This is a genomic window from Pseudomonas sp. MYb327, from assembly GCF_040438925.1.
Classification (GTDB): Bacteria; Pseudomonadota; Gammaproteobacteria; order Pseudomonadales; family Pseudomonadaceae; genus Aquipseudomonas.
Window position 1 is genome coordinate 4,534,298 of record NZ_CP159258.1, and the last position, 18,506, is coordinate 4,552,803.

The 18,506-nt window shown below is 60.3% G+C and carries 16 protein-coding genes and 1 pseudogene; 11 read left to right on the forward strand and 6 right to left on the reverse strand.

Features of this window, described 5'->3' with window-relative positions; translation table 11 throughout:
• Nucleotides 1–40 precede the first annotated feature (40 nt).
• Together ABVN21_RS20465 and ABVN21_RS20470 are read left to right on the forward strand one after the other, a co-directional pair.
• Nucleotides 41–2,818: a response regulator gene (locus tag ABVN21_RS20465; RefSeq protein WP_339554243.1), complete on the forward strand. Its 2,778-nt coding sequence runs from the start codon at nucleotides 41–43 to the stop codon at nucleotides 2,816–2,818.
• A 63-nt stretch (nucleotides 2,819–2,881) separates the two neighbouring features.
• Complete coding sequence (locus ABVN21_RS20470; RefSeq protein WP_034149709.1) at nucleotides 2,882–3,478, forward strand: MarC family protein; 597 nt, start codon at nucleotides 2,882–2,884, stop codon at nucleotides 3,476–3,478.
• Between the two features lie 53 nt (nucleotides 3,479–3,531).
• On the opposite strand, the gene ABVN21_RS20475 is transcribed toward ABVN21_RS20470, so the two are convergent.
• The 6 genes from ABVN21_RS20475 to ABVN21_RS20500 all read right to left on the reverse strand — a co-directional run bounded on the left by ABVN21_RS20475 (nucleotide 3,532) and on the right by ABVN21_RS20500 (nucleotide 9,926).
• Nucleotides 3,532–4,323 carry a hypothetical protein gene (locus ABVN21_RS20475; RefSeq protein ID WP_339554244.1) on the reverse strand — a complete coding sequence of 264 codons (792 nt, stop codon included), beginning with the start codon at nucleotides 4,321–4,323 and terminating at the stop codon, nucleotides 3,532–3,534.
• 345 nt (nucleotides 4,324–4,668) lie between these two features.
• Nucleotides 4,669–6,372, reverse strand: a complete 1,704-nt coding sequence (cobJ, locus tag ABVN21_RS20480) for a precorrin-3B C(17)-methyltransferase (RefSeq protein ID WP_339554245.1) — start codon at nucleotides 6,370–6,372, stop codon at nucleotides 4,669–4,671.
• Nucleotides 6,372–7,103: a precorrin-2 C(20)-methyltransferase gene (locus ABVN21_RS20485; RefSeq protein ID WP_339554337.1), complete on the reverse strand. Its 732-nt coding sequence runs from the start codon at nucleotides 7,101–7,103 to the stop codon at nucleotides 6,372–6,374. Before ABVN21_RS20485 ends, cobJ begins: the two co-directional genes overlap by 1 nt.
• Complete coding sequence (locus ABVN21_RS20490; RefSeq protein WP_339554246.1) at nucleotides 7,103–7,729, reverse strand: precorrin-8X methylmutase; 627 nt, start codon at nucleotides 7,727–7,729, stop codon at nucleotides 7,103–7,105. The genes ABVN21_RS20485 and ABVN21_RS20490 overlap by 1 nt, the downstream gene beginning before the upstream one ends.
• Nucleotides 7,722–9,044, reverse strand: coding sequence for a precorrin-3B synthase (gene cobG / locus ABVN21_RS20495; protein ID WP_339554247.1), 1,323 nt, complete (start codon nucleotides 9,042–9,044; stop codon nucleotides 7,722–7,724). Before cobG ends, ABVN21_RS20490 begins: the two co-directional genes overlap by 8 nt.
• 129 nt (nucleotides 9,045–9,173) lie before the next feature.
• Nucleotides 9,174–9,926, reverse strand: coding sequence for a hypothetical protein (locus tag ABVN21_RS20500; protein ID WP_339554248.1), 753 nt, complete (start codon nucleotides 9,924–9,926; stop codon nucleotides 9,174–9,176).
• A gap of 159 nt (nucleotides 9,927–10,085) precedes the next feature.
• Here ABVN21_RS20500 and cbiE point away from each other — a divergent pair, with 159 nt between their 5' ends.
• The 9 genes and pseudogenes from cbiE (at nucleotide 10,086) to ABVN21_RS20545 (ending at nucleotide 18,448) form a co-directional block, all read left to right on the forward strand.
• Nucleotides 10,086–11,297 carry a precorrin-6y C5,15-methyltransferase (decarboxylating) subunit CbiE gene (gene cbiE / locus ABVN21_RS20505; protein ID WP_339554249.1) on the forward strand — a complete coding sequence of 404 codons (1,212 nt, stop codon included), beginning with the start codon at nucleotides 10,086–10,088 and terminating at the stop codon, nucleotides 11,295–11,297.
• On the forward strand, nucleotides 11,290–12,387 hold the full coding sequence (locus tag ABVN21_RS20510) for a cobalt-precorrin-5B (C(1))-methyltransferase (protein ID WP_339554250.1): 1,098 nt from the start codon (nucleotides 11,290–11,292) through the stop codon (nucleotides 12,385–12,387). The genes cbiE and ABVN21_RS20510 overlap by 8 nt, the downstream gene beginning before the upstream one ends.
• Entirely contained in the window at nucleotides 12,384–13,112 is a 729-nt protein-coding gene (locus ABVN21_RS20515) for a cobalt-precorrin-6A reductase (RefSeq protein WP_339554251.1), read from the forward strand. Before ABVN21_RS20510 ends, ABVN21_RS20515 begins: the two co-directional genes overlap by 4 nt.
• 24 nt (nucleotides 13,113–13,136) lie before the next feature.
• Nucleotides 13,137–13,271: pseudogene (locus tag ABVN21_RS20520) on the forward strand (addiction module antidote protein); the annotation flags it as partial.
• Nucleotides 13,272–13,369: 98 nt separating this feature from the next.
• A complete protein-coding gene (locus ABVN21_RS20525; RefSeq protein ID WP_339554252.1) occupies nucleotides 13,370–13,768 on the forward strand; it encodes a DUF2946 domain-containing protein in 399 nt (132 codons plus the stop codon).
• A 48-nt stretch (nucleotides 13,769–13,816) separates the two neighbouring features.
• A complete protein-coding gene (locus ABVN21_RS20530) occupies nucleotides 13,817–14,296 on the forward strand; it encodes a copper chaperone PCu(A)C (protein WP_339554253.1) in 480 nt (159 codons plus the stop codon).
• A gap of 21 nt (nucleotides 14,297–14,317) precedes the next feature.
• Nucleotides 14,318–14,770: a DUF2946 domain-containing protein gene (locus tag ABVN21_RS20535; protein WP_339554254.1), complete on the forward strand. Its 453-nt coding sequence runs from the start codon at nucleotides 14,318–14,320 to the stop codon at nucleotides 14,768–14,770.
• A gap of 83 nt (nucleotides 14,771–14,853) precedes the next feature.
• On the forward strand, nucleotides 14,854–16,959 hold the full coding sequence (locus ABVN21_RS20540) for a TonB-dependent copper receptor (protein WP_339554255.1): 2,106 nt from the start codon (nucleotides 14,854–14,856) through the stop codon (nucleotides 16,957–16,959).
• Nucleotides 16,960–17,068: 109 nt separating this feature from the next.
• Nucleotides 17,069–18,448, forward strand: a complete 1,380-nt coding sequence (locus tag ABVN21_RS20545; RefSeq protein ID WP_339554256.1) for a PepSY domain-containing protein — start codon at nucleotides 17,069–17,071, stop codon at nucleotides 18,446–18,448.
• The last annotated feature ends 58 nt before the right edge of the window (nucleotides 18,449–18,506 follow it).

Sequence of the window (18,506 nt, forward strand, 5' to 3'; positions counted from 1 at the left end):
ATAGTTATATTCTGGCATTAACCTACGAAGGGATTTCGCCGTGCGCTGGCTCAGGATTGCCATAAGTTTAACCGTCACATTGCTGACCTTGCTCTGCATGCTCCCGGCCCAGGCCGCGCAAGGCAGTGGCTGGGCGGTATTGCTCGACGAACAGGGCGACCTGCAACTGAGCGACATCCGCTCCGCTCGCTACACCAATCAATTCAGCCCCATCGAACTCGACCGGCTTACCGCCGCCGAGCCCGATGGAGCGCTGTGGGTACGTTTTCGCCTCGCACCCGGCAAGCATGAACAGTTGCTGAGCGTGTTCGCACCCGACCTGTTGCATTTCAATATGTATGTGCTGGACGGCGACAAGCTGATCGAGCAGTCCAAAACCGGCAATCAGCAGCCCATGGTTGACCGCCCCCTGCCCAGCAGCGACTTCATGGTGCCGTTGCCGCAGAGCGACAAACCCCTCGACGTTTACTTGCGGCTGGTATCCGAACACCAGTTACGGCCTTACATCACCCTGCAACCAGCCGTCATGGTCGCGGCCAATCAGCATCAGGCACTGATCTACGGCCTGCTTCTGGGCTGCATCGGCATGCTGATCCTGCACAACCTCATCCGTTACGCCTACTCGCGCTCGCGCAGCAGTATGTGGCTGGCGGCGGCTGAAGGCTGCCTGATGCTCAGCTTGGTGCTGTTGCTGAACCTGGCAGGCCCCTGGCTGCCGGACTGGCAAGCCGTGCAAACACCGGGCGCCTATCTCGCCTTGTTGCTGACGGCACCCTGCGGCCTGATGTTCGCCCTGCGCTTCTTCGCGCCTCTTGGCCCGCACCCGCTGAACAGACTGATACAAGTCGACATCCTGCTGATCATGATCTGCAGTCTGTTACTGCTGTTCGTCAACACGCTGCCGCTGAACATCATTACCTACGCACTGGTCGCCCTTGCGGGACTGACGATGCTGTTCGTCAGCGCCTTTCACTGGCAAAAAGGCTATCGCCCGGCACGACTGTTCGTGGCAGCAATGGTGGTATTCAATCTCGGGACGCTGATCATCCTGCCGGCCCTGCTGGGGCTGACGCTGATTGAACCGCACGACCTGATAACCACGCTACTGGCGTTCATTTGCATCAGCGGCCTGCTGATGGGCATCGCCCTGAGCGAGCGCCAACGCAGCATCGCCGAAGACCGTTTCAGCATCAGTCGCGACCTGGCAGCCAGCAACGCCGAGATCAACGCCAAGGCCGAATTCCTGGCGAAGATCAGCCATGAAATACGCACCCCGATGAACGGCGTGCTGGGCATGACCGAGCTGCTGCTGGGCACGCCTCTTTCAGTCAAGCAGCGCGACTATGTGCAAACCATCCATAGCGCCGGCAACGAACTGCTGACACTGATCAACGAAATTCTCGACATCTCCAAGCTCGAATCCGGGCAGATCGAACTGGACGATGTGCAGTTCGATCTCAATGCGTTGATCGAAGACTGCCTGAGTATTTTCCGCGCCAAGGCCGAGCAGCAGAATGTCGAGCTGATCAGCTTCATCCAGCCGCAAGTACCGCGAGTCATCAGTGGCGACCCGACACGCCTGCGCCAGACGTTACTGAGCCTGCTGGAAAACGCCCTGAAGAAAACCGACGAAGGCGAAATCCTCATCGTCGTCGCGCTCGATGAACGCAGTGCCAAACCGCGCCTGCGCATCGCCGTGCAGGACAGCGGTGAGCCCATGGACGCCGAGGAGCGCGATGCGCTGATGCACGCTGAACTGCACAGCAAACACTTCCTGTCCGCGAACCGGTTGGGCGGCAATCTGGGGCTGGTGATCGCTCGTCAACTGATCCGCTTGATGCAAGGTGAATTCGGTATCAAGAGTGGCAACAATCAGGGCAGCACCTTGTGGCTGACCTTGCCGCTAGATCCTGATCGTCTCGAACACCCGACCTCCGACCTCGATGGTCCGTTGCAGGGCGCACGGGTGTTGGTGGTGGACGATAACGACACCTGTCGCAAGGTGCTGGTGCAACAGTGCAGCGCCTGGGGCCTTAACGTCAGCGCCGTGCCGTCCGGCAAGGAAGCCCTGGCGTTGCTGCGCACCAAGGCGCACCTGCGCGACTACTTCGACGTAGTCCTGCTGGACCAGAACATGCCCGGCATGACCGGCATGCAGCTGGCGGCCAAGATCAAGGAAGACCCGAGCCTGAACCACGACATCCTGCTGATCATGCTCACCGGCATCAGCAACGCGCCGAGCAAGATCATCGCGCGAAACTCGGGGATCAAGCGCATCCTCGCCAAGCCAGTCGCCGGCTACACGCTCAAGACTACCCTCGCCGACGAGTTGACCCAGCGCAACAAGGGGTTGGCCGTCATGCCGCATCTGCCATCCGGCCCGAGCCTGCCGGTCAAGGTTCCCAGCGATTTCCGCATTCTGGTGGCAGAGGACAACAGCATCTCGACCAAGGTAATCCGCGGCATGCTGGGCAAGCTCAATCTGCAACCGGACACCGCCAGCAATGGCGAGGAAGCCTTGCAGGCCATGAAGGCGCAACGTTACGACCTGGTCTTGATGGACTGCGAAATGCCGATCCTCGACGGTTTCTCCGCCACCCAGCAATTGCGTGCCTGGGAAGTCGGTAACCAACGGATTCGTACCCCGGTGGTGGCGTTGACTGCCCACATCCTGGCCGAGCATAAGGAACGCGCACGCCAGGCGGGTATGGACGGGCACATGGCCAAACCGGTCGAGCTGTCGCAGTTGCGTGAACTGATCGAACACTGGGTAGCCCAACGCGATCAGCAGAACCGCACGGCAACGCCCACGTCCTGAGCCGACAGACTCCGTAGCGCCTGATAGACTCCCCTCGACTTCCCTCGCCAGTGAGCCCGCACCATGCTCCACGTGTTGTTCAGCGTTTACCTGAAGATGCTGGTGCTCTACAGCCCATTCTTCGTGTTGTCCTGCTTCATCAGCCTGACTCGCGGTTATTCGCGTAAGGAACAGCGCAGGCTGGCCTGGAAAGTGGCCATCGCCACGCTGGTGTCCAGCGTCTTGCTGTACCTGTTCGGTCGAGTGATTTTCAGCGTCTTTGGTATCACCGTGGACGCGTTCCGCATCGGTGCCGGCAGCGTATTGTTCATTTCGGCGCTGGGCATGGCCCAAGGCAAGTCCGCCGTGCAGACCGACAACGTGCAGCAGGACGTGACCATCGTCCCGCTGACCATCCCGCTGACCGTCGGCCCCGGCACCATCGGCGCCTTACTGGTAATGGGCATCGGCCAGCCGCACTGGGACGACAAGCTCACCGCGATCCTGAGTATTGCCCTGGCCAGTTTCACGGTTGGCGTGGTGCTGTATCTGTCCAATCACATCGAACGCATTCTCGGCGACCAAGGGTTGCAGATTGTCAGCCGATTGATGGGGTTGTTCGTGTGTGCGTTGGCTGCGCAGATTATTTTCACGGGTGTGAAAGGGTATTTGGTTCCCTAGGGATGGCTGCGACGGAAAGCCAGAGGCAAATGCCTCTGGCCACCTAATTGTTCTCAGATCGGCGAATATTCGTAGAAAAGAGCTTCACGGAGGTCGTCAAGAAACTTGATGGTCTCAGCTTCTTTCCTCAAATCTTCCTCGTGAATAGTGAAGTACGCTTTACCTTGATAGATCTCAAAGTCAGAACTGTTCCACTCCACAAAAAGAACTCTATTGTGCTGTACCGATGAATTACAACTCACCGTACCCACGACCATCGACACTTCCGCTTCTTCATCTTGCTTACAGACAGATACGCCGAAGTTAATACCGTTGGCATCTGTAGCATGCTTCTCAAAAAGCTTTACAGCATCGGGTTGTTTCTTAAGTGCCTCAATGGTTTTGTCCGCTACGACTTTAAGCGCATTAGCGGCGGAGCCAGCCACCCCCCCGGCCACCGAATGGACAATGTCCAGAGCTACATTGTCCATCGTCAACTTGGCGCTACTCGACTTGTATTGAGTGAAAGCGCCGTGATATTCGGTCCAGCCCAGGGCGAACATCAGCTTTTTGAAAGTCTCGTAACGGGCGACTTTCTGGGTCTTACCCGGGTACAGGATCTTTGCAGAGATCGAGGCATACGCGTAGGTATTTTTTACAATACGCTTGTTACGCCGGCTCATCCCCTCCAGAAAACCAACAATGCCATCGCCCATGATTGCGGCATTCAGTTCATCCCGATCAATCGGCAGCTGCACTGCCGCGCGCATCTGAATCTTCGGACCTGCCAGCGCCAGCCTTGCTCTGCATTGCTCAAGGCACTGATCTAAATAGGCGTGCGCTTCTACATCATTCATCTTGCTCATTTAAAATTCCTTTTTATTTAACATCCACGACAGCCTTAATTAGCCACCCGATAAAATCTATCGCAGCCAACTAACACTTTCAAGACTTTAAAACGCAACCAAAAGATACTAACAAAATGAAATTAATTAACTTTGGTAAATGCACAATAACAAACATACAAACTTATGGATCAATCATTCACACTACAACAACCATCCAACCCCACATATAAATGAGCTGGAAAACTTCCAATACTCAAGCGAGAAATAAGCCACGCCCTTCGCCGCATTTATCAAGAGAACAAAAAAGCCACAGCAGCACGAGTAAACACTCTGCTGCCGTGGCTTTTTTATTGAGGCAAGACCTCAAGTGGCGGGTTTCTCTCCGTACCAGCGTGGCGTGTAGACCCAACTACCGCCACCTGCGCGTGCAAATTCGCAGGTAGTGGAGGAGCCCACCAGGACCATGGTGCGCATATCCACCTGGTCAGGAGTCAACTGGCCGAGTGTTGTCACTCGCAACGTCTGACCTGGACGACCAATATCTCGCCCCAGCACTACCGGAGTTTCAGGGGATCGATGTTCGGCGACGATCTCCAGTGCCCGGCCCAATTGCCATGGTCGCGAGCGCGAAATCGGGTTGTAGAACGCCAATGCCAGGTCTGCCTGAGCCGCCAGGTCCAGACGCTTCTCGATAATGGCCCACGGCTTGAGGTTGTCCGAGAGCGATAACACGCAGAAGTCGTGCCCTAACGGCGCACCGGCCTGAGCGGCTGTCGCCAGCGACGCGGAGACTCCCGGCAACATCTCCAGGTCGACGTTGTGCCAAGCGGCATCGTTGGACTCATGCAACGCTTCGAGCACTGCGGCGGCCATGGCGAACACACCCGGATCGCCGGACGAAACCACCACCACCGACCGCCCTTGCGCCGCCAGCTCAAAGGCGTGACGCGCGCGTTGCATCTCTTCACGGTTATCGGTGCAGTGCAGCACTTGATCCGAGCGGAACGGGCCGGCCATGCGCACGTAAGTTTCGTAGCCAAGTACATCGTTGGCACGAGCGAGCTCAGCCTTGACCGCCGGCACCATCAGTTCGGCGGCGCCAGGACCAAGACCGATGACCGCCAGACGCCCGCGAGGGCGTCCAATCAACATCGGGTCCAAAGGTTGTTCAGCAACCGCGATCGCAATGTTGTCATCGCCCACGATCGAAACAGGCTGGCCGACGGCATTGCTCGCCAACTGACCGAGCGAACCGGGATCGTTGGCAAAACGCAACGGCACACCCAGTTCCAGCGCCGCTTCGCGAAGCGCCGGGCTGGCCATGTCACACTCGGGAGCCAGCAGGCAGGCCACCGATTGCAGGGCAATTTGTGCCTCATGCAAAGCGCTGCGAATGGCACTCGGCAGATCGGCTACAGCAGCGCTAACGGCGATCAACACGTTGCGCGGATAGATCAGCAGTTCATTGGCCGCCGGCTCTCGCTCGGCATGGCCAACGTGCACAGCCAGCCGCGCCTGTTCATCCACAGGCAACTGCGCCTGCGCCAACCACGGTGCAGCGCCTTCGATGCGCAGCGTTTCGCCAGCCAGCAGATCGGAAACGAAACGCTTGCCCAGTTCCAGATCGCCCAAGGCATAGCCGCTGGGTGGGTTGAGCAGGCAGGTGCCGAACCGCAGTTCACCACTGGTGGTAATGGCGGGAGCCACCTCGAGATGAGCAGCAATCTCCCGCGCCAACACGTTCACACCACCCAGTCCGCCGAGCAGCGGCACGACCGCGCTGCCGTCTTCGGCGACGGCCAGCACCGGCGGCTCGGCGCCCTTCTCAAGCAGCAGGGGCGCCAGTGTGCGGATCACGATTCCGGCCGCGCACAACGCAATGATCGGCGTGTCTTGCTGATAGAGCTCGCGCAAGGTCGCACCGAACTCACGATAGATGAGGTCAGCACCCTCAACCCGTTCGGCCAGACCGTGGATCAGCGCATCCGGGTATAGCTGTTGAATCTTGCGTGCGGTCGCGAGGCTGCCATTGCCGAGAATGACAATCGCCGGAACTGGACGAGTCATCAGCCTTGCCACCTTTCGCCAGGTACGATGATCAGCGAGAAGTACGGCGAAGACATCGGCTCGACTTCATCCAGTGGAACGATCTTCTGGTTGGCCATGGTTGCGCGTTCGACGTACAGCGCGCGCTCGGCCAGACCGAGCTCTTCCAGGACCTGGCGAACCTTGGGAAAGTTGCGCCCCAGCTTCATGATCACCGCCGCATCGGCGTCAGCCAGGCGACGCTTGAGCTCTTCGTGGGGCAATACGCCGGACAACACCGACAGACTCTGATTGCGATACACCAGCGGCGCGCCGAGCACCGAAGCACCGCCGAGCATTGAGCACACGCCCGGCACGACTTCGGCGTCATAGCGCTCGGCCAGACGGTCATGCAGATACATGTAGGAGCCATAGAAGAACGGATCGCCTTCGCAGATCACCGCCACATCACGACCGGCATTCAGGTGCTCGGCCAGTTGTTCGCCGGCGGCGTCGTAGAAATCGCTGATCACCTGCTCATAGGACAGGGGCGCCGGCAGTACCTCGGTGGTCACCGGGTAAACCAGCGGCAGCAAGGTTTGTGCATCCTGCAAATGGGCTTCGATAATGCCGAAGGCGTTACCCTTTTTGCCCTTGGCGACGAAGTACGCCACCACCGGCGATTCGCGCAGCAGGCGCAGGGCTTTGACGGTGATCAGTTCAGGATCACCCGGGCCGACGCCAAGGCCGATCAAACGTCCTGGTTGCTGCATCATTCGATCTCCGTGGCGAGGGCGTTGACGGCGGCGGCGGCCATGGCGCTTCCGCCCAACCGGCCTTGCATGATGACGAAGGGCACGCCGCGACTGTCGGCCGCGAGCGCTGCCTTGGATTCGGCGGCACCGACGAAGCCCACCGGGAAACCGAGGATCAACGCCGGTTTCGGTGCGCCGGCGTCGAGCATTTCCAGCAGGTAGAACAGCGCGGTCGGCGCGTTGCCGATCACCACAACACTGCCTTCCAGATGCGGGCGCCACAGTTCCAGCGCGGCGGCAGAGCGGGTGTTGCCCAGCTCACGGGCCAATTCGGGAACGCTTTCATCGCGCAGGGTGCAGATCACCGCGTTGTTTGCCGGTAAGCGCGCACGAGTCACCCCTTCGGAGACCATCCGCGCATCACAGAGGATCGGCGCACCAGCGGCTAGCGCATCGCGCCCGGCCTTGCCCGCGCCTTCGGAAAACTGAAGACCGTCGATGGCATCGACCATGCCGCAGGCGTGAATCACCCGTACCGCGAGTTTTTCCAGATCGGCCGGGATTCGCGCGAGGTTGGCCTCGCCACGAATGATCGCGAAGGAGTTGCGATAGATCTCCTGACCGTCGCGGATGTAATCAAGCATCAAGGGGGCTCCGTGAGCGGGCGACGAGCAAGTCGCCGACCGCGTCGATAGTAAGGTTGCGTGCGTGCAGGGCACCGAAACCCGGTTGCGCTGCATCGTGAAAATAGAGGTCGTAATGACCGGGGGAAACGGCCAGCAGAGTGACCGGCGCGGTATGTGCGGCAGCACAGGCTCGCGAGCAACCGCTCAGGTGCACATTCAGGACCTGACCATGCCGTTGCAGCAGCCCTGCCAATTGCACGGCATCGCCCTTGGTATCGGCCAGGCCTTTGCCGCAGCCCGTCGAACCGGTGCAGGCGATCAACCGTGACATCGCTTGATCTGCTTCACATAACAGGCCCAACGCGCGCAGGCGGCGCATGACTTCAGCGGCATCCTCGTCGCGAACATTCGGCAGCAGCAAGCTTTGCCAGGGTGTGAAACGCAACGTTGCATCGCCGTAATCCTGTGCCACTCGGGCCACGCCACGCAGCATGGCGGCATCGAGCCGCCCCAACGGCGCTACGGCGCCGACATAGACATAACCGGATTGCGCCTGGGGATGCGCGCCAATGTGCAGGACGTTTGATTTCGATGAACGCTGCCAGTCTGCAACAGGGCTGAAGGGCACGCGCTCGGCCAGACGAGCGAGGAACACCGCAGCCGAAACCTTGGCCAGTAAATGACGCATGCGCGTTTGCTCGGGGCCCGCCAGCTCCAGGAACACCTCAAGCACCGCGACCACCAGAGCGTGACCGTCATCCAGACCGACAGAACCTGCAGGCAAATCGGTGGGACATCCCGCCAGCCCGAAAGCCAGCCGCAGCTCACCGTCCCGATGGACAGCCGACAACCACAGATCATGGGGGTGTTCGAGCATCGCCAGACTTTCGCCGCCGTCGAGTTGCACGGCGAATTTAGCGCTGAGCTCGTGAAAGGGCTCACGCTCCTGGAGGGTCGCAAGGATTCGCCGGGCCAGGTTTCGCGTATCGAACAGCATCTGCGGATCAATGCCCGCACTCGGACTCAACATCAGGTTACGCACATCGTCGCCTGCCGCATTCGAAGGGCCGAGGCCCGCCGCGATCAGACCTTCGATCAATGCGCCTTCGTCCTTGCCAATGCCTCGAATCTGCACATTTGCGCGGTTGGTCGCCTCGATCACTGAACGGGCATAACGTTGCGCACCGTCGGCAATGGCGTTGGCCTGCACGGCACTCAAGGCACCGCCAGCGAGTTTAATGCGGCAGATACCACCGTCTCTGGCCTGCACAATACGCAGCAACCCCGGACAAGCCGAGGGGCGTAAAGCGCGGGGGACAGGAAGTTTGTTCAAAGGGCGACCAGATCAAAAGTGAAAGCGCCTCCAACCGGAGGCGCGCCGTATTATGCCTGCTTTGCCGTGCAGCATCATAAGGCCGCGTGTCGCAAATGCTCAGACACGGGGTCCATCACGCAGGCGCTCTCACAGCCGCTCCGAGTAAAACTCGAAGATCGAATCAGCAATCAGGTCGAGCCGGTGTTGCAATTCCGGGCGGACCTGTTCAAACCTGGCTCGGTTCAGCGTTAACGGCACAGCACGATGCGTCAGCGTCACATTGCCCGCGCGCCAGTCCCAAAACAGAAAATCCTCGTGCTGAACTTGCGCCCTCAGTGAATAGTCATTCAAATCCACTAGCAATCGGCCCTGTTTGTCATATTGAGCCGGGGCAATCGCAAACTCCCTGCCGCGACGACTTTCTTTAGACAATGAAACAAGGGCAGACGTATTAACCAGCAGAGCATCAAACATATCCTTTGTGATTTGAGCCATTTGACTATTAACGCCCGAAATTCTATTCAAATAAGCCGAACTTAGCGTCCCGGAAAAATTACCGTAATGTTCCTCAACAACTTTTTCATCTTCATATTCCCAGCCCATGGTCCAAAGCGCGATGGCAAAGGCTGAAAACCAGCCTTGGGAGTCCGTTTCACGGTCGCGGGTCTGACTCGCATACCATTGCGCATACCTCACGCTAGTGTTGACGTCGCGCTTATCCTGACGTGATACGCCCCGCGCCGTGGTAATCAGGTTGCCGCCCAACAACGATCCCACGGCCCCAAGCTGATCCAGCGAGGATAAAACCTGGGCAGACTTTGTTTTGACAGGCACAAAGTCTTGTTCAAAGTGTTCGGAATAAGCCAACAAATCCAAAACATCCATTTCCGAAGTACGCATCTTTAAATCCTTTTAAAGTTAGTTAGGAAACATTCAGCCTATACAACTTCAAAACCACCAACCACCGATCAGGACGGCCAACTTAAAACATTCCATTACTCGCCTTCGCTTGCGACGCGTTATCATGCGCCGCTTTATACAGATGAATTGAGAGCATCCATGGCACGCTGGTTGACCGTGACAGGCATTGGTGAGGAAGGCTTCAAGGGTTTGGGCAGGAATGCCCGGCATGCGTTGCTAGCCGCGTCGAAGGTCTTCGGCAGCCAGCGCCAACTGGACCTGCTGCCGCCATGCATTCGTGCCGAACGTGTGCGCTGGCCGAGCCCGTTTTCCCTCGATACGCTGCTGGCCCTGCGCGGTGAACCGGTCTGCGTGCTCGCCAGTGGCGATCCGATGTTCTTCGGCGTCGGCGCCAGCCTCGCGCGACAACTGCCCAACGAAGAAATGTTGATCCTGCCAGCGCCTTCGTCCTGCTCCCTGGCCGCCGCACGGATGGGCTGGCCGTTGCAGGAAGTGGTCACACTCTCAGTGGTTGCACGGCCCGTCGCGGCGATTAATGCGCAGCTTTTCAGCGGCACTCGCCTGTTGGTCCTCAGCAACGACGGCCAAACCCCGGCGCTGATTGCCGAACTGTTGCGCGAACGCGGGTTCGGGCCGAGTCGCCTGAGCGTGCTGGAACATTTGGGCGGTGAAACCGAGCGACGCATCGACGGCGTCGCCAACGACTGGAACGACCAGGCAATCGCCGATCTCAACCTGATTGCCATCGAGTGCATCGCCGAGCCGAACACGCCGCGCCTCTCCCGACTCGCCGGCTTGCCGGACTCAGCGTTCAAACACGATGGCCAACTGACCAAACGCGATGTGCGCGCAATCACGCTTGCACGCCTGGCGCCGGTGCCCGGCGAACTGTTGTGGGATGTCGGCGCCGGCAGCGGTTCGATCGGCATCGAATGGATGCGCGCCCACCCGAGCTGCCGGGCGCTGGCCATCGAGGCTGATGAAGGACGGCAGCAGTTGATCGAGCACAACCGCGACGCACTTGGTGTGCCCGGCCTGCAACTGATTCGCGGCAGTGCGCCGCAGGCACTGGCCGGGCTCGAGCGTCCAGATGCGATTTTCATCGGCGGCGGAGTCACTCGCGAGGGTGTGCTCGACACTTGCTGGGCCGCACTCAAACCTGGCGGCCGGCTGATCGCCAACGCTGTCACGCTGCAAAGTGAAATAACCTTGATGACCTGGCGCGAACAATACGGTGGCGAGTTGACGCGCATCCATATCGCCCAGGCCCAACCGCTGGGCGACTTCGATACCTGGCGCCAGGCGTTGCCGATTACCTTGCTGGATGTGACGAAGCCTTTCGATGCGTGACGAAACCGCCGAACAACCCGCGCCACTGCGCAGCGGCCTGACCACGGGTAGTTGCGCCACGGCCACCAGCCTTGCGGCGGCGCGCCTGCTGCTCGCGGGTATCGTGGCCGACGCCGTGAAAATCGTCCTGCCCAAAGGCAAGCAGGTGCAAATGCGCCTGGAGTTCTGTCGCCTGATGGAGGGCGGCGCCGAGGCGGGCACGATCAAGGATGCCGGCGACGATCCCGACGTGACCCATGGTGCGTTGCTCTACTCCGAGGTGCGCCTGCGCAGCGAGCCCGGCGTCGGTTTCAATGCCGGTCGTGGTGTCGGCACGGTCACTCGACCGGGGCTGGTGCTGGCTGTGGGTGAACCGGCGATCAACCCCGTACCGCGCAAAATGATCACCGATCACCTGACCCTGCTTGCCAGCGAATTCGGCTACAGCGGCGGTTTCGAGGTCACGGTGAACGTCGAGGGTGGCGAGGCGCTGGCGCTGAAGACCATGAACCCGCGCCTGGGAATTCTCGGTGGGCTGTCGATCCTCGGCACCAGTGGCATCGTTCGACCCTTTTCCTGCGCGGCTTATATAGCGTCGATCCAGCAAGGCATCGACGTGGCCAAGACCAACGGCTACCTGCACATCGCCGCGTGCACCGGCAACGCCAGTGAAGACACCATGCGGCGGGTCTACAACTTTCCGGAAATCGCCCTGATCGAAATGGGCGATTTCGTCGGCGCGGTGCTCAAGCACCTACGCAAAGTACCAGTGGATAAACTCAGCATTTGCGGCGGCTTCGGCAAGATCAGCAAACTGGCGGCCGGGCACATGGACCTGCACAGTCGGCATTCCAGCATTGATCTGCCACAACTGGCCGAATGGGCCGCCGCGGCAGGTGCCGATGCGTCGTTGCAGCAGGACATCCGTGAAGCCAACACCAGTCAACAGGCGCTGGCCATGGCCAGTGCAGCCGGAATCGCCCTCGGCGATGCGGTGTGCCAGCACGCCCTGGACTTTGCCCGCAGCGTGGTGCCGTCGCAGGTCCAGGTTGAAGTGTTTGCCATCGATCGTCAGGGCGGGATTGTCGGCCATGCGGGGGTTTTTCATTGAAGCGCATTCTGTTGTTAGGGGGCGTGACCGAGGCGTTGGCGATTGCCCGCACTCTTGGGCCACAGCACATCTATAGCCTGGCCGGTGTCGGGCGAGTGCCGACGGATCTGACCTGTCAGGTTCGTGTGGGTGGTTACGGCGGTGCGGAAGGCCTGGCGCAGTTCATCCGCGATGAAGGGATTGACCTGCTGCTCGACGCCACCCATCCCTACGCCGCCCGGATCAGCCAAAACGCTGCGACGGCCGCTCGGTTGAGTGGCATCGCCTGTTGGGCGCTGCGACGTCCGGCGTGGCAGCCACAAGCCGGCGACGACTGGCGTGAAGTCGGCGATTGGGCCGAACTCATCGAAGCGCTGAGACCGTTCCGGCGTCCGCTGTTTACCCTTGGACGCGAGCCCTTGCAGCACCTGGACGAAATCCCCCCGGAACAATTCTGGACCTTACGCGCCCTGGACGTTTACCCCGGCAACGAACGCTGTGAAGTGATCGGCGCTCGCGGGCCGTTCCAGATCGACGATGAACGTGAACTGTTCGAGCGGCGGCAGATCGACGTCCTGATCAGCAAAAACAGCGGCAGCACCGCCACCGAACCGAAGTTGGAGGTGGCGCGGGAGCGGCGGGTGCCGGTGTTGGTGCTGAAGCGGCCGGTGTTGCCGGGGGTTGAGCGGGAGTTTGGATCGGTCCCAGAACTACTGGAAAATTTATCCCTGTCAGACCTTTCCTAAGGACTGCAGGAGCCTGCGAATTTCAAATTCGCCCGTGATGCCGGCTTAGGACGCGAAAGTCTGTACAAAGCGCTCAGCAGCACTGGCAATCCTGAATTCGCGACTATCATGAAGGTTATGAAGGCTCTTGGTCTGCGTTTGCATGCCACTGTTGTGTAATGTGCTGCGACACCAAACCGCACGCCGCTTTTTTACTTATCGGCCCTGATCAGGCTAAATAGCCCGCGCCTGATCGCCCACCCACCGGATTTTGTCCCATGTCCCGACAACGGCTCGCAATTGCCTGGATAGCCTGCTTCGCAGTGCTGTTCAACATGCTCGCCATGCCGATGTCCGGTGCGATGGCGCAGACGGCGAAGTCGCCTGCCGAACAGTTGTTGTGGGGCAGTTTCTGCTCTTCAAGCGGCACCAAAATGGTGGCGATTTCCCTAGGCGACATTGAGCAAAAAAACCCGCAAAACGACGATCATTCCAACATGCAGCATTGCTGGTGCTGCTCTGGTTCCGCACCGTTGGTAGCGTTGCCCGGCCATGAACCGCAGCTGTATTTCGCGAGCTACGAAGCCAATCGAGCCCTGCCCCCCGCGTCACTCAACACCCCGACACCGCGCCAGCAATGGCCGAGCCTCAATCCCCGCGCGTCCCCTCTGGTCTGATTCCTTCTCGCAATTGATCTGCGTTTTGAATCGCTCTGGAGAACTGCCATGTTGAACAAACTCATCGTTCTGGCCGCGTTGCTGCTGCCTGCCTGCTTTGCCAATGCCCATGAATACAAGGCTGGCGAACTGGAAATCGCTCACCCCTGGTCCCAGGAACTGCCGCCCAACGCGCCGACCGTCGCGGCGTACTTCGTGATCCACAACCAAGGCAAAACCGCTGACCGCCTGCTCAGCGTCGACACGCCCATTGCCGGCGAAGCTCAACTGCATGAGCACGTGATGCAAGGTGACATGATGAAAATGCAGCACGTGCCGAGCGTGCAAATTCCTGCCGGCGGCGAAGTAACCTTTGCGCCCATGGCTTACCACGTGATGCTGCTGAACCTGAAAGACCGCAGCCTGTTGAGCGACGGCAAGCGCTTCCCGCTGACCATGCATTTCGAGAAGGCCGGTGACGTGCAGGTCGAAGTGGCGGTGCAGAAGCAGGCGCCGCAAGACATGCAAAAGCATGCGCACGTCCAGTAATCGCCCGAGCTGAAGACGCCCATGCGCCCGCTTAGCGCCAGGTCATCCAGATCACGCCGTCAGCCATTGAGCCTGACGCGCGGTAGCTGGATCAGCCTGTTCGCCATGCTGATGATTTTTATCGGCCCGCTGATTTCTCAGTCGATGCCGATGGATTCGCGCACCTCGATGTCCATGAACATGTCAATGGACATGGACATGAACATGGATATGTCGGCGATGGAGCACGCCGACCACGGCGCGCAAGCCGACGCCGAGCACTGTCCGCCACAAACCGGTCATCACGCCGCCTGGGAAAAGTGCGGCTATTGCAGCCTGCTGTTCAATTGCCCGGCGCTCACCGGTGGCGCTTCATTCGCAGCGTTCGACACCCCGCCCGCCAACACTTTCACCACACCCTCCCCTCGCTTGGGCCATGCCCGGCAAACCTTCTTCCCCGGCGCCCGCACCCGTGCGCCACCCGTCGTCGCGTAAACACCCCAACTGATTTCACACGGTTGAAGAGACAGCTCCAGGCTGTCGGCCGTGTCGTTTACGACTGTTCGATGGAAATTGTCATGTCCAGGTTTTCTGCTGACTCACGCTTGAGCCCTGCCCAAGCCACTTCGACCCTGAACGAATCCGCGATTCGATTCAGACACGCTACCGCCGTCCTGTGCGGCGCCCTGCTGACGCCCTCAGCGCTGGCCGATGAACACACCGGCCACAGTGAAGAACTGAGCCCGACGGTGATCACCGCGATTGCACCGAGCTCGCCACTGACCATCGTTACCAACCCCAAGGAACCGCGCCAACCGGTGCCGGCCAGCGACGGCTCGGATTATCTGAAGACCATTCCGGGTTTCGCCCAGGTGCGCAATGGCGGCACCAATGGCGACCCAGTGCTGCGCGGCATGTTCGGCTCGCGGCTGAACATCCTCACCAACGGCGGCATGATGCTCGGCGCCTGCCCCGGCCGGATGGACGCGCCGACCTCGTACATCTCACCGGAAACCTACGACAAACTGACCGTGATCAAAGGTCCGCAAACTGTACTTTGGGGACCGGGCGCCTCAGCCGGCACCATCCTCTTCGACCGTGAACCGGAAAGCTTCGGCGAACTCGGCACCCGGGTGAATGCCAGCGTGCTGGCCGGTTCCAACGGTCGCTTCGACAAAGTGGTGGACGCCGCTGCTGGCGGCTCATTGGGCTATGTGCGGGTGATCGGCAACACGGCCCACGCCGACGATTACCAGGACGGCAACAACGACACCGTGGCCTCGCGCTATGACAAGTGGAACGGCGACGTGGCGCTGGGCTGGACCCCGGACACCGACACCCTGCTGGAATTGACGGCCGGCAAGGGCGATGGTGAGGCGCGTTACGCCGGGCGCGGCATGGACGGTTCGCAGTTCAAGCGCGAAAGCCTCGGCCTGCGCTTCGAAAAATCCAACCTCAGTGACGTGCTGGAAAAGCTCGAAGCGCAGGTTTACTACAACTACGCCGACCACGTAATGGACAACTACAGCCTGCGTACGCCATCCGGCACCGGGATGATGGCCGGGCCCATGGCGTCCAACGTCGACCGCCGCACCCTCGGTGCCCGCATCAAGGCGACCTGGCGCTGGACCGACGTGCAATTGATCAGCGGCATCGATGCGCAGACCAACGAACATCGCCAACGCAGCGCCATGGGCGTTGACACCTACAACGACGGCCCCTTCAAAAAAGACGCCGACTTCCACAACTACGGGGTATTCAGCGAACTGACCTGGTACGCCGCCGACCGTGACCGTCTCATCACCGGCGCACGCCTGGACCGCGCCTCGGCCAAGGACTTCCGGCAGACCACCGGCTCGGGAATGATGACCCGGCCGAACCCGACGGCCGACGATACTCGCGCAGACACGCTGCCCAGCGGTTTCATCCGCTTCGAGCACGACCTGGCCGACAGCCCGACCACGCTATACGCGGGCCTCGGACACACCCAGCGATTCCCCGATTACTGGGAGCTGTTTTCGCCCAACTCCGGGCCCGCCGGATCGGTGAATGCCTTCGATGCGATCAAGCCGGAAAAAACCACCCAGCTCGACGTCGGCCTGCAATACAAGACCCAAGACCTCGAAGCGTGGGCTTCGGCTTACGTCGGCCAGGTTCGCGATTACATTTTATTCAACTACACCACCACAACTTCCCAGGCCGAGAACATCGACGCTCGAATCATGGGCGGCGAACTGGGCGCAGCTTACAACCTGACAAGCAACTGGAAAGCCGATGCAACCCTGGCGTACGCCTGGGGCAAGAACAGCAGCGATGGCAAGGCGTTGCCGCAAATGCCGCCGCTGGACGCACGGTTCGGCCTGACCTACAGCGAAGACAATTGGAGCGCCGGCGCACTGTGGAGAGTGGTCGCCGCGCAAAACCGCATCGATCAGAACAAAGGCAATGTGGTGGGCAAGGACTTCGACAAGACACCGGGTTTCGCCGTGTTCTCGCTCAACGGCGCCTACCGGATCAACGACAACTGGAAGGTCAGCAGCGGCGTCGACAACCTGTTCGGCAAGGCCTACGCCGAACACCTGAACCTGGCAGGCAACGCCGGTTTCGGCTACCCGGCCGATGACCCGCAGGCCATCAAGGAACCGGGGCGCACCCTTTGGACCAAGATTGACATGAGTTTCTAACAGCTTCGCGGCGGCCCGCTCCCCTGTAGGAGCGAGCCTGCTCGCGATCGGTTGCGCGGCAACCGCCAACACACAACTAAAAGATCCAAGCCAATGCGGAGCACACGTGATGAAACAGCCCAAAGTGAACTTCTACAACCTGGCCTGGCGCTGGCATTTCTACGCAGGCCTGTTCGTAGCCCCCTTCATGGTGATGCTGGCCCTGACCGGCACTATTTACCTGTTCAAACCACAACTCGATTCGCTGATGTACAGCAGCCTGCTCAACGTCCCGGCCGGTCACCACACGGTTCCGGCCGACGACCTGCTCAAGCGAGTCAAGGACGCCTATCCACAAGGCACGATCAAACAGTACCTGCCGCCAGTCAACGCTGAACGCAGCGCCCAGTTCGTCGTGCTCAATGGCGGCAACGAGCTCAATGTGTTCGTTGACCCGTACCACGGCAACATCCTTGGCGAGCAAGACGCCAAGAAGAACCTGCAAGCCATCGCCCGAGCGATTCACGGTGAACTGATGATCGGCACCGTCGGTGACCGGCTGGTGGAACTGGCCGCCGGGTGGGGCGTAGTGCTGGTGGTTTCCGGGGTGTTCCTGTGGTGGCCGCGCGGACAGGCTGCCGGCATTTTATGGCCACGCCTGAGCAGTCGCGGGCGAGTGCTTTGGCGTGACTTGCACGCGGTCACCGGGTTCTGGGGCGCCTCCCTGCTGTTGGTGATGCTGCTCAGCGGCATGACCTGGACCGGGTTCTGGGGCCAGCAATACGCGGCTGTCTGGAACGTCTTTCCGGCGGCGATGTGGGACAACGTGCCGAAGTCCGACGTCGAGGCACGCAGCCTTAACAGCGCCACGCGCCAGACCGTGCCTTGGGCCATGGAAAATACGCCGATGCCGATGTCCGGCGATCACGCCGAACACATGGCCCACGGCGGTGCGCAAGCCGGTCCCGCCGCGCCGACCATCAGCCTGCAAGACGTGCAAAACATCGCTGTGCAACGCAAGGTTGAGCCGGGTTACAGCATCACCTTCCCGACCACCGACACCGGCGTGTTCACCATCGCAGTGTTCGCCGACGACCCGCGCAATGACGCCACGCTGCACATCGATCAGTACACCGGCAAGGTCCTCGCCGACGTGCGCTACGAACACTACGGCACCGTCGCCCGCGCCACGGAAATCGGCGTGATGCTGCACGAAGGCAAGATGTTCGGCACGCTCAACCAGATCATCGTGTTGCTGATCTGCCTGATGATCCTGCTCAGCGCCGTCAGCGGCGTGGTGATCTGGTGGAAGCGTCGCCCGCAAGGCAAGTTCGGCGTTCCGCCTCTGCGCCACGACCTGCCGAAATGGAAAACCGCGATGGTCATCATGTTCGCACTGGCCGTTGCGTTCCCGTTGGTGGGCGCTTCACTGGTGGTGGTCTGGGTGCTGGATCGTGTGCTGCTGTCGCGCTTCACCCGGCAAACTGAATCGGCCTCATCTTCATCTTGAGACACGCGAGATGCGCGGGACACAGAGCACTGTAGACTTCCCGCGCATCACCTTTGCC